Annotated in this window: 8 protein-coding genes and 1 tRNA gene; 6 read left to right on the top strand and 3 right to left on the bottom strand. The window is 43.8% G+C overall.

The window, feature by feature from the left end; genetic code table 11:
* Positions 1-235: 235 nt before the first annotated feature.
* Positions 236-309: transfer RNA gene (locus MMU07_RS16880), tRNA-Asn, on the bottom strand.
* 707 nt (positions 310-1,016) lie between these two features.
* A complete protein-coding gene (locus MMU07_RS16875) occupies positions 1,017-1,874 on the bottom strand; it encodes a hypothetical protein (protein WP_241127522.1) in 858 nt (285 codons plus the stop codon).
* A 204-nt stretch (positions 1,875-2,078) separates the two neighbouring features.
* Between MMU07_RS16875 and MMU07_RS16870 the strand changes: the two genes are divergently transcribed.
* The 4 genes from MMU07_RS16870 (at position 2,079) to tnpA (ending at position 7,920) form a co-directional block, all read left to right on the top strand.
* A complete protein-coding gene (locus MMU07_RS16870; protein ID WP_241127520.1) occupies positions 2,079-3,368 on the top strand; it encodes a Gfo/Idh/MocA family protein in 1,290 nt (429 codons plus the stop codon).
* 171 nt (positions 3,369-3,539) lie between these two features.
* Positions 3,540-3,998 carry a (2Fe-2S)-binding protein gene (locus MMU07_RS16865; RefSeq protein WP_241127519.1) on the top strand — a complete coding sequence of 153 codons (459 nt, stop codon included), beginning with the start codon at positions 3,540-3,542 and terminating at the stop codon, positions 3,996-3,998.
* A gap of 25 nt (positions 3,999-4,023) precedes the next feature.
* The gene (locus MMU07_RS16860) at positions 4,024-6,303 is read left to right on the top strand and encodes a xanthine dehydrogenase family protein molybdopterin-binding subunit (RefSeq protein ID WP_241127516.1); all 2,280 of its coding nucleotides are present in this window, start codon (positions 4,024-4,026) and stop codon (positions 6,301-6,303) included.
* A 1,167-nt stretch (positions 6,304-7,470) separates the two neighbouring features.
* The gene (gene tnpA, locus MMU07_RS16855) at positions 7,471-7,920 is read left to right on the top strand and encodes an IS200/IS605 family transposase (protein ID WP_241127514.1); all 450 of its coding nucleotides are present in this window, start codon (positions 7,471-7,473) and stop codon (positions 7,918-7,920) included.
* Positions 7,921-8,325: 405 nt separating this feature from the next.
* Here the strand turns inward: tnpA and MMU07_RS16850 are convergent, their stop codons facing one another.
* A complete protein-coding gene (locus MMU07_RS16850) occupies positions 8,326-9,252 on the bottom strand; it encodes a ThuA domain-containing protein (RefSeq protein WP_241127513.1) in 927 nt (308 codons plus the stop codon).
* Positions 9,253-9,329: 77 nt separating this feature from the next.
* On the opposite strand from MMU07_RS16850, the gene MMU07_RS16845 reads away from it, so the two are divergent.
* Complete coding sequence (locus MMU07_RS16845; RefSeq protein WP_241127511.1) at positions 9,330-10,301, top strand: DUF6807 domain-containing protein; 972 nt, start codon at positions 9,330-9,332, stop codon at positions 10,299-10,301.
* A gap of 26 nt (positions 10,302-10,327) precedes the next feature.
* On the top strand, positions 10,328-11,698 hold the full coding sequence (locus MMU07_RS16840; RefSeq protein ID WP_241127509.1) for a Gfo/Idh/MocA family protein: 1,371 nt from the start codon (positions 10,328-10,330) through the stop codon (positions 11,696-11,698).
* Position 11,699 lies beyond the last annotated feature (1 nt).

Here is an 11,699-nt window from a genome sequence, read left to right as displayed (position 1 = left end):
TCTGATTCACGCATTTTGTCCGTGTATAGGTTTACAATTTTGAATTAAATTGTGTCAACCTATTTCAGTACATGACCCATTTCTGCAAGGCCTTTGCTCCTCCCGCACGTGCGGGACTTGAACTTATCCCGTACGTACGGGACATGATTAATCCCGCACGTGCGGGACTCTAACCAACTGAGCTAAGTAATATCAATAAAAAAAAGCCTCAAATCTTTCGATTTGAGGCTTTTTGCTCCCCCTCTAGGGCTTGAACCTAGGACCCCATGATTAACAGTCATGTGCTCTAACCAACTGAGCTAAGGAGGAATTTTATTGGTTTTATCTCTTTTGACCCCATGATTAATCCCGTACATACGGGACTCAACCAACTGAGCTAAGGAGGAATTTTATTGGTTTTATCTCTTTTGACCCCATGATTAATCCCGTACATACGGGACTCAACCAACTGAGCTAAGGAGGAATTTTATTGGTTTTATCTCTTTTGACCCCATGATTAATCCCGTACATACGGGACTCAACCAACTGAGCTAAGGAGGAATTTTATTGGTTTTATCTCTTTTGACCCCATGATTAATCCCGTACATACGGGACTCAACCAACTGAGCTAAGGAGGAATTTTATTGGTTTTATCTCTTTTGACCCCATGATTAATCCCGTACATACGGGACTCAACCAACTGAGCTAAGGAGGAATTTTATTGGTTTTATCAGACCCTTTGATCTAAGGTGATGCAATATTAGCAGGTTAAGCCATTTTTTCCAAACTGCCTCATCAAAAAAATTGGAATAATATCAACTGCAACTTAATTATTCCTATAAATCAGGGACTTATTTTTAATTCCTCTTCCCATTTCCCCATTTATGAAAGTAATGATGCCTAGAAATATGATATCTATTCTAATTCTGGTCTGGGAATTAATAGCCCGCTACATCCGTCTTCCGACTTCGGTCTTCCGTCCCGCTTGAAGAAAAATATAGTGTTTCTGGCAAATAAGCGGATACCCACATCACATCTCATTCTTTCCCTTCAACCACTTGTTTTACCAAAAGCTTGTTGTAGATATAAGTAACTCCCAAAACCATCAGGCCGGCAATCACCGCCAACAATACATTGTAATAGGCAGGGGCAGACAAGGTCAGCCTCAGGAATATCGTTGCCAAAGCAAAGGAAGAATATCTGAAAAGGTTATAGTATTTGGTAGTATACCGAAGAGAAAACAACAGAATAAACACATCTGTAAATATCAGCAATGTATAAAACAACTTGATACTATAAATAAACTCATGGGTCTGATAGGCTGTGAAAATGTCATAAATCCCCAACAGTATAAACGAAACTGTCAGGTAAATGGACATGAGTTTTTTGATAGACACAAATCCCTTTTGTTCCTCATAAGTTTTGGTGATGCGGATATGCTTTTGTGCCCTGTAAAAAAGCCCCGTGATCAAAAAAATCAGGACCGCACCAAAGGCATCGGAGACAATAGGAAGCAGTTCCATCAAAAAATCGACCTCCCAAGTCATATCTCCCAAATAATGGCCAAACTCCTTGAAAGCATCCCGTAGCAAGAGCAGGGAAATAATTTCAAATTGCTTTCCGACAGAATCCGCAACAGACTTTGGAATCAGAAAAATCAATCCCAATACTTCAAATATCAAAAGCACATTAAAAGCCAATTCGATGGCATAGAAGGAAGTAAATTTGTCCCCAAAATGGAAAATATTAAGGTAGGATAGCAGTCCCATGAGCAAACCTCCGACAAAAAATAGAACAACTATATTACTGATCCACTTTGACACGGAATCGCTTTCCCAATGTTCATCCAATAAATCGAAAATGCCAATCTGCCAAACAAAAAACCTCTTTACCATACCTGTACAACTTTGATTTTCAAATTTGGTTATCAGCCACTTATAGCATCTGTTCCCCGCTTATATTTCTATTATCCAATAAATATAAACAAAAGTCAATCTTTAGGAAGGAGATTAAAATCACACACGTATTTTTTTTAAATTGAGAACAAAAATGTAAATGAAGTTCCATTAAATCAGCCACCAACCCAATAAACCAATCTTATGAGTCAACATATCAATAGGCGGGATTTTGTTCGCTACTCTGTCCTTACGGCCTTGGGACTACAATTTTTACCTTTCGAAGGCCTCAAAGCCGCCGCCTCCGACAGGGTCAGGATAGCCCACATCGGCCTCGGCGGAATGGGTTTGGCACATATGAATTGGTTTGCCAACTTACCCGAAGCAGAGATAGTCGCCCTCTGTGACGTCGACGAAGAGCACGCAAGGGAAGCTTTATCCCAACTCAAAAAAATCCATCCAGATACCAAAGCCCAGATTTATACTGACTTCAGAAAAGTCCTGGAAAGGCAGGATATCGACGCTGTCACCATCGCCACACCGGACCATTGGCACGCACAGATCGCCATTTTGGCATTTCAGGCAGGCAAAGATGTCTATGGAGAAAAGCCACTTTCCTACTCGCTAAGGGAGGGACAGTTGATGTTGGCTGCGCAAAAGTCAAACAACAGGGTTTTCCAATTGGGCACCCAGATCCATGCCGGAGACAATTACCACCGAGTGGCCGAGATCATCCAATCCGGGGAGTTGGGGAAAATCAAAACTGTCAGGCTTTGGAAAACCGGAGAACCCCCGATCATCGAAAAGCTCAACTACCAAACCCCTCCACCAAACCTCAATTGGGACATGTGGCTAGGGCCCGCCCCCTATTCAGAATATGCCCCTGAAAAATGTCATTTCACCTACCGCTATTTTATGGAATATTCCGGAGGTGTGTTTCAGGACTTTTGGTGCCATATCGCAGATGTGGTATGGATGTCCATTGCGCCAAGCGGACTAAAATCCATTTCGGCCAAAGGAGAAAAATCGGAAGGTGTAGGCGATACCCCAAAATGGATAGACGTGGATTTCAAATTCAAAAAACTCAAAATCCATTGGACCTCCACGCCTCCACCGGTACAAGGTGCCGACAAAATGGGAATAGGTTCTTATTTCGAAGGTACAAAAGGAAACCTGATCTGTGATTACAGCACGATGGCCATCCACATGAATGGACAAACTTTGACTGACATTCCCGAAATCGCCAAGTCCATCCCAAGGTCTCCGGGACACCAACAGAATTTTCTCGATGCTGTTAAATCCCGTCAGCAACCTGAATCCAATCTTGAATATGCAAGAGGGATGACTTTACCGATGCATTTGGCACTGATTTCCTACCAACAGGAAAAATCTTTGAAATGGGATGCGAAGAAAGAACTGTTCGTAAAAGATGACGATGCCAATGAATTGCTCTTCAGGCCATACAGGGAAAAATGGAACCTCATAGGTGCTTAACCTTCCAATTATAATATTCTAAACCCAAAAACTACGGCTGAAATTATAAATACATGGATTGAAGAAAAAGAGCAGAATACTTCCATCTTCCGTCTTCTGTCAATTTTAAATAAGAGAATTACGTTACAGGCCTGATTTCAGTTAACCAACAAAAAAACATAACATACCACTATGGAAAAATTCACAATATCTGTCAACGGAAAAAAGCAGGAAGTGACCGCAGATCCGGACATGCCACTGCTTTGGGTTTTAAGGGATTTGCTCTCGATGAAAGGGACCAAATTCGGCTGTGGGCAAGCGCTTTGTGGTGCCTGCACGGTTCATTTGGACGATGAAGCCATCAGGTCCTGCAGTACTCCCATCTCTACTGTTGGAAGCAGAAAAGTCACCACCATAGAGGGTCTGGATAAGGAAGGCCAGCACCCACTTCAGGACGCTTGGGTGGAGCACGTGGTTCCCCAATGCGGTTATTGTCAAACAGGTCAGATCATGAGTGCGGCTGCTTTACTTAAGAAAAGTCCAAATCCGTCAGATGCTGAGATCGAAGAATCCATGGCAGGAAACCTCTGTCGCTGCGGTACCTATAACCGCATCAAAGAAGCCATTCTCACCGCATCCAAAGCACTTTAATCCTGAACCCAAAACATCAAAATATATGATGCCGAACTTCCCATTTTTAAAAAACAAAAAAGCTGAAGACAAGAGCGAAGTCTTTGTTCCTTCACGCAGGGATTTCTTGAAACTTAGTTCTCTGGCTACCGGAGGATTCCTTTTGGGAGTCAATTTCCAATGCGCTGGACCCAAAGGTGAAACCATCACTTTTGCTCCCAATGTATTTGTCAGCATCACTTCTGACAATGAAGTCACCATCGTTGCTCACCGATCTGAAATGGGAACGGGCATTAGAACCTCCTTACCACAGATCGTGGCCGACGAATTGGGAGCGGATTGGTCTAAGGTGAAAATCGTACAGGCCGAAGGCGATGAAGAAAAATATGGAAACCAAAACACCGACGGCTCATTTTCTGTCAGGATGTTTTATGAACCCATGCGAAAAACCGGAGCGACGGCAAGACACATGCTTATCGCCGCCGCAGCCAAAAAATGGGAAGTAAGTCCCGAGGAGTGTCATACAGAAAACTCCCGGGTAATCCATTCCTCAGGAAAGAAAATCGACTTTGGGGATTTGGTAGCTGAGGTCAAAGACATGCCTTTGCCAGATCCTGCAAGTATCACTTTGAAGGAATTTTCAAGCTATAAACTGATCGGCAAAGATGTCACCATCTATGATGCCAGAGATATCACGACAGGTAAGGCGGTTTTTGGTGCTGACGTGGATTTGCCAGGAATGCAGGTAGCGGTGGTTCGGAGAAGTCCAGTCATCGGCGCCAAAGTCATTTCTTTCAATGATGCCAAAGCTTTGGCAGTGCCGGGAGTAAATAGGGTAGTCAAGATCGAAGGCGCGGGAATTCCTCCGGGATTGGACAAAGCCTTGGAGGGTGTAGCCGTCATTGCCGACAATACATGGGCCGCGATGAAAGGCAGGGAAGCGTTGGAAATAGAATGGGACTTGGGACCAAACCAAACTTACAATTCTGCCAAACAATTGGAAGAAATGCTTCAAAGTACTGCCAAGGACGGAAAAGTCAGAAGGGAAAGAGGCAACTTTTCGACAGCGCAAAGGACTGCAGAAAAGGTTTTGGAAAGAACTTATCTGGCTCCTTTTTATGCACATGCTACCATTGAGCCACCGGCTGCCATCGCACATTATCAGGGAGATGGCATCTGTGAAATCTGGGCACCTACCCAGCATCCCCAATGGGCAAGACAGGCAGTTGCAACAGCTTTGGAACTTGATCTGGATAAGGTAAAGATGAATGTCACACTTCTCGGAGGAGGATTTGGAAGAAAATCCAAGCCTGATTTTGTGGTGGAAGCAGCTATCCTTTCCAAGGCCGCCAAGTCACCTGTCAGGGTTCAGTGGACAAGGGAGGACGACCTCCATTTTGACTTTTTCCACTCACATAGTGCCCAAAGGATCAAAGCGACGATTGACAAAGACGGGAAATTCACCGGGTGGAACCACCATACTGTTTTTCCCGCTATCGGAGCAACAGGCAGTACCACCGAACTTCATCCCTCTGATGGTGAATTGGGTTTGGGCTGTACGGATTTTCCTTATGATGTGCCAAATATTAAAATTGAAACACACGAATCAACAGCCCATACCAGAATCGGATGGCTGAGGTCAGTGAGCAATATCCACCATGCTTTTGCTATTGGATGTATGATGGATGAAATCGCTGAAGCCCGAGGTATCGATCCTGTAAAGCACGCACTTCAGATGCTCGGTGAGGACCGCAACATTGAATTCAAACCGGAAACAGACGGGAAATATGAAAACTATGGCGAACCGATAGAAACTTTCCCTTGGAATACAGGAAGGATGAAAAAAGTGATTGAAAGGGTTGCCAAAGAAGCAAATTGGGACCAAAAGCTGGCAGAGGGAAAAGCGGTTGGCTTTGCAGCCCACAAAAGCTTCCTGACCTATGTTGCTTGCATAGTGGTAGTGGAAAAAGACAGTTCGGGCAAAATCTCCATCCCTGAAGTATTCTATGCAGTGGATTGTGGCATCGGAGTCAATACAGATAGAATCCGTTCACAGTTTGAAGGCGGGGCACAGTTTGCGACAAGTTTGGCGACCACTTCAGCCATCACTTTCGAAAATGGAATCCCACAGCAAAAAAACTTTGATGGCTATCAGATCATCCGGATGCCCCAATCGCCCAAGAAAATCCATGTCCACATTATAGAGAGTATGGAAAAACCAACCGGTGTCGGCGAGCCTCCGGTACCTCCTTACATCCCGGCTTTGTGCAATGCGATGTACAAGCTGACAGGAGAAAGAATCTATCAGCTGCCTTTTAAGGCTTAAATGAGTGCCAAGTTCAACTCCTTCAGAGTTGTTGTTTCTTCAGATTAGCAAAAAGCCCCCAATTACATTGGGGGTTATTATTTTTCAAGTACTCCGTACTTGCCCTGAGAAAAATACCAATCAGTCTTAGAAGTGCTTCTACGACAATATCCACAGGTGAAACCCAAAGAAGCCTTGGAAAGGCTTCAACAATAATAACCGCGGGTAAAACCCGTGGACCAACCAAATAAAAGTACCTGTGACAACTCTGAAATAGTTGAATCCAGACCCAGTCAAGTAGGTGGGTTTTTGCAAAATCACTGAATCCTAAAGAAGCCTTGGAAAGGCTTCAACAATAATAACCGCGGGTGAAACCCGTGGACCAACCAAATTAAAGTGTCTGCGACAACTCTGAAATAGTTGAATCCAGACCCAGTCAAGTAGGTGGGTTTTTGCAAAATCACTGAATCCCAAAGAAGCCTTGGAAAGGCTTCAACAATAATAACCGCGGGTGAAACCCGTGGACCAACCAAATTAAAGTGTCTGCGACAACTCTGAAATAGTTGAATCCAGACCCAGTCAAGTAGGTGGGTTTTTGCAAAATCACTGAAACCCAAAGAAGCCTTGGAAAGGCTTCAACAATAATAACCGCGGATGAAACCCGTGGACCAACCAAATTAAAGTGTCTGCCACAACTCTGAAATAGTTGAATCCAGACCCAGTCAAGTAGGTGGGTTTTTGCAAAATCACTGAATCCTAAAGAAGCCTTGGAAAGGCTTCAACAATAATAACCGCGGGTGAAACCCGTGGACCAACCAAATTAAAGTGTCTGCGACAACTCTGAAATAGTTGAATCCAGACCCAGTCAAGTAGGTGGGTTTTTGCAAAATCACTGAATCCCAAAGAAGCCTTGGAAAGGCTTCAACAATAATAACCGCGGGTGAAACCCGTGGACCAACCAAATTAAAGTGTCTGCGACAACTCTGAAATAGTTGAATCCAGACCCAGTCAAGTAGGTGGGTTTTTGCAAAATCACTGAATCCCAAAGAAGCCTTGGAAAGGCTTCAACAATAATAACCGCGGGTGAAACCCGTGGATGAGCAAACCGTAATGAACCCGCCAACTCTGAAGGAGTTGAATTATTTATAATTTTTAACTAATTTCAATTTATAACACCCTTTTTAAAATATGAGCAGTTACAAACAGATCATTTATCATTTGGTTTTTGGCACAAAACGAAGAGAATTTACCATTCCTGAAACTCATTGCCTTGATCTTTATAAATATATTCGGGGAATAACCAGCAATAAAAACTGCACGCTGTACCAAATAAATGGAATCGGAGACCACATTCATATTTTGACTGATTTACACCCAAGTCATGGTTTAGCAGACTTCATCAAGGATATCAAAATTGCAAGTGGTAATTGGATGAAGGAAAATCCCGATTTCCCGAAATGGGATGGTTGGGCACTAGGTTATGGTGCATTTACCTGCTCTAATAAAGAAAAACCAAATCTTGTTGAATACATCAAAAATCAAAAAGAACACCATAAAAAAGAATCCTTTTATGATGAATATAAGAGGCTATTGATCGAACATGAAATTGAGTTTAAAGAGGAGTATCTTTTCAAATAGAAGATGTTCAACTCCTTCAGAGTTGACAGTACCCTTACATATCTCTGCCCCCCAATTACATTGGGGGTTATTATTTTTCAAGTACTCCGTACTTGCCCTGACAAAAATACCAATCAGTCTTAGAAGTGCTTCTACGACAATATCCACAGGTGAATCCCAAAGAAGCCTTGGAAAGGCTTCAACAATAATAACCGCGGGTGAAAACCGTGGACCAACCAAATAAAAGTACCTGTGACAACTCTGAAATAGTTGAATCCAGACCCAGTCAAATAGGTGAATTTTTGCAAAATCACTGAAACCCAAAGAAGCCTTGGAAAGGCTTCAACAATAATAACCGCGGGTGAAACCCGTGGACCAACCAAATAAAAGTACCTGTGACAACTCTGAAGGAGTTGAACCAATTCCTCAAAGCTTTTTCCCTATCGGCGTCTCGTCACATTCCACATCTCCGACGACATATTGCAGCCCGTTCAAATAGAACCTGAGCAAATCCGGATTTTCAAAACTCTGCGCATTGTGGGAAGGCGAGCAATACATCACTTTTCCTTTGCCCTGCGTCCTGATCCAAGCCACGTAAGTTTTTCCTTCGGTCAATGGGTTTTTCTGATCGCTAATTTCTGCATTGTTGAAGTACAGCAAAGGCTTGAAATCCAAATCTGCATAGGCATTTTTGTAAAAATATGGTTCATCGACATGGTTGAAACCTGTGGCTGGAAATACCTGCACCAAAGGATGCTTGGGGTCGGCCAACCGTATCTGAATGGCTTGCTGCGGCGGATGGTAATCAAAACTCGCCCCGACCAACCTGCTAAATGCCCTAGAATTGTTTTGGGTGACTATAGCCCCATGTACCAATAATAAGCCTCCACCTTTCTCTACATATTTCAATAAATTCTTTTCCAATTGAAGCGCCTTCTTCATCAATACCGCACTGTCTGCATTGGATTCTGCACGGAGTTTGTCCCAAAAAAGGTTGCGGTGATCTCCTTTCGAGCAGGTGTTGTTGAGTACGACAGCGTCATATTTAGCAAGGTTTTTTGATTCAAACATGCTGATATCCTTGCTTCCTGTGACCTCGAAAGCACCACTTTTTTCAGAAATTATCCTGATCATTTGTTCCGTATGCGGAATCACCCAATGTTCAAATCCTGTATGAAGGGAGAACACAAGGATGTTTTTCTTATCAGAAAAGGCAAAAGTTGCTTTATCGGGAGCAAGTCCATGAATCTTTTCTTTCCATATTTGGTCAAGCTTTACTTCAGGAAGATCTTGTCCCTGAACCCAAGAAAACTGAAGTAAAAGAAGCAATGCAGGCAATATCTTTTTGTTCATTAGGAAAATCGTATAAACGGAGGTTGAAGTTTTTATAGAATTTGATAAATTACAACACCCAATTACCTAAAAAACCAATGATATTCAAAAGAATTTTATATATCTGCTTGGCCATGATGCTATCTACGGGAATCGTTTTTTCACAAACAATAACCCTGAAAGAATCCTCAAAGGGTATAGAATTCAAATCAGCCAATCAACTCCTTTTGACTTATCAGACTACAAAAGCAGATGTACCGAACGGTGTCAAACCTGAGTTCAGCAAATCAGGATTTATCCATCCCATTTTTACACCTTCGGGGCAAGTTCTTACGAGAATACAGCCTCCGGATCATTACCACCATTATGGGATTTGGGGACCTTGGACCAAAACCACCATAGAAGGACGGGAAGTTGATTTTTGGAATTTGGGAGACGGAAAAGGCCGCGTGGATTTTGAAAAAGTCATTTCCAAAAAGACAAATTCTAAATTTTCAGAATTGGTGGTCAGGCAAAACCACATGGATTTATTGGCTCCAAAAGGCCCGCAATTGGCGCTCGAGGAAGACCTTTCCATCCGAGTCTGGAACAAAGAAGGGGAAAGGTATCTTGTAGATTATTCCACGACGATCTCCACGCCCTTGAAATCCAGTGTCATGCTTGAAGCTTATCGATACGGTGGAGGAATTGGTTTTCGTGCGACCGAAAAGTGGGACCACACCAACAGTACCATTTTGACTTCCGAAGGAAATGACAGAAAATCCGCAGACGGGACTTTTGCCAAATGGCTGATCGTACAGGGTGAAAGTTCAGCTCCTTCGGGCCAAAGCGGCATCCTTTTTCTCAGCCATCCTGCCAACAGGTCACACCCCGAACCAATGCGGGTATGGCCGGAAGATTCCAATGAAGGTATAGAAAATGTCTTCATCGAATTTTGTCCCATCCGTCATCAATCATGGGAAATCCAACCGGGCAAAAAATATACACTCCATTACAGAATGGTCGTCTTTGACGGAAATATGACTTCTGCAGAAGCGGACGAATATTGGAAAGCCTTCTCAAAAAACTGACCATTAACCGAAAAGACATTTATTACATGAAAAGAAGAAACTTTATTAAAAACAGTGCCATGGCTTCAGCAATCATCGGATTCCCTACCATCGTCCCCTCTTCGGTTTTTGGGAAAAATGCCCCAAGTAACAAGATTAATATAGGTCAGATTGGATGTGGCCGGATCGCAAGGGAGCATGACCTCCCAGGGACATGGCAACATGATGTGGCCAGGATAGTGGCAGTCTCGGATGTGGACAGCAAGCGGATGCGGGAAGGAAAAGAACTGATCGAGCAATATTACACCAAAAAAATGGGTAGTCCCTATCTTGCCGTGAAGCAATACGCTGATTACCATCAGATGCTCCAAGACAAAGACATTGATGCCGTCATCATCAGCACACCGGATCATTGGCATTCCCAACCTGCCATGGAAGCGGCTTTGGCTGGAAAGCATATTTATCTCCAAAAACCAACTTCCCTGACCATCAAGGAAGGCCGGCAACTCGTAGAAACCATCAATAAAACCAAAGTAATCCTGCAACTCGGGACACAGCAGCGCTCCAGTTTTCAGTTCAGGCGAGCTGCTGAACTGGTCAGAAATGGCAGGATCGGAAAACTACACACTGTCAGGATTGGCTTGCCCGGTGATCCAGCAGGACCCGAAGCTCCTGCAATGCCGATCCCGACAAACCTGAATTTTGACATGTGGCTTGGGTCTACGCCGGAAGTACCCTACACCGAAATCGGCGTTCACCCTCAGCATGACTATAGCCGTCCAGGATGGCTCCGCCTTGAAAATTACGGTGCAGGAATGATTACAGGTTGGGGACAGCATCACTTTGATTCAGCGGCTTGGGGAATGGACACTGAACTGACAGGACCGAGATTTATCGAAGCTGTTGCTGAGTTTCCACGCTCGGGACTTTGGAATGTACACGGCGACTTTATGGTCAAAGCAGAATATGACAACGGCATCACAATGCTCACGAGCGGCGGCTATCCCAATGGAATCCGATATGAAGGTACTGAGGGATGGATTTGGGTTTCGAGAGGTGATTATACCGCATCGGCAAGTGACCCAGTCGCCCAAGGCAACAATGCCAAAGCTCTGGATGCATCAGATCCAAAAATCCTTCAATCCGAAATCGGAGCGGGAGAAATACACTTATACAAAAGCGAAGAACACCACGGCAATTGGCTCGATTGCATCCAATCCGGGGCGCAACCGCTCTCCCCCGCTGAGATCGGTCACCGTGCCTGTTCTGTTTGCTTGGTCAGCCATGTGGCCATGAAAGTGGGAAGGAAACTCGAATGGGATCCAAAAGCAGAGCGCTTTGTCAATGACGATGAGGCAAACTCCCACTTAAGCAGGCCACAACGTTTACCTTATGGAACAGATCACATTAAAGTCTAAT

The organism is Cognataquiflexum nitidum (assembly GCF_022538055.1).
GTDB lineage: Bacteria > Bacteroidota > Bacteroidia > Cytophagales > Cyclobacteriaceae > Cognataquiflexum > Cognataquiflexum nitidum.
Note: the sequence above shows the minus strand (reverse complement) of the source record. Positions and strands in the feature narration are given on the sequence as shown.

Excerpts from the sequence above, each read along its gene's own strand:
- MMU07_RS16875 (WP_241127522.1), bottom strand. The coding sequence starts at position 1,874 with ATGGTAAAGAGGTTTTTTGTTTGGCAGATTGGCATTTTCGATTTATTG.
- MMU07_RS16870 (WP_241127520.1), top strand. The coding sequence starts at position 2,079 with ATGAGTCAACATATCAATAGGCGGGATTTTGTTCGCTACTCTGTCCTT.
- MMU07_RS16865 (WP_241127519.1), top strand. The coding sequence starts at position 3,540 with ATGGAAAAATTCACAATATCTGTCAACGGAAAAAAGCAGGAAGTGACC.
- MMU07_RS16860 (WP_241127516.1), top strand. The coding sequence starts at position 4,024 with ATGATGCCGAACTTCCCATTTTTAAAAAACAAAAAAGCTGAAGACAAG.
- tnpA (WP_241127514.1), top strand. The coding sequence starts at position 7,471 with ATGAGCAGTTACAAACAGATCATTTATCATTTGGTTTTTGGCACAAAA.
- MMU07_RS16850 (WP_241127513.1), bottom strand. The coding sequence starts at position 9,252 with ATGAACAAAAAGATATTGCCTGCATTGCTTCTTTTACTTCAGTTTTCT.
- MMU07_RS16845 (WP_241127511.1), top strand. The coding sequence starts at position 9,330 with ATGATATTCAAAAGAATTTTATATATCTGCTTGGCCATGATGCTATCT.
- MMU07_RS16840 (WP_241127509.1), top strand. The coding sequence starts at position 10,328 with ATGAAAAGAAGAAACTTTATTAAAAACAGTGCCATGGCTTCAGCAATC.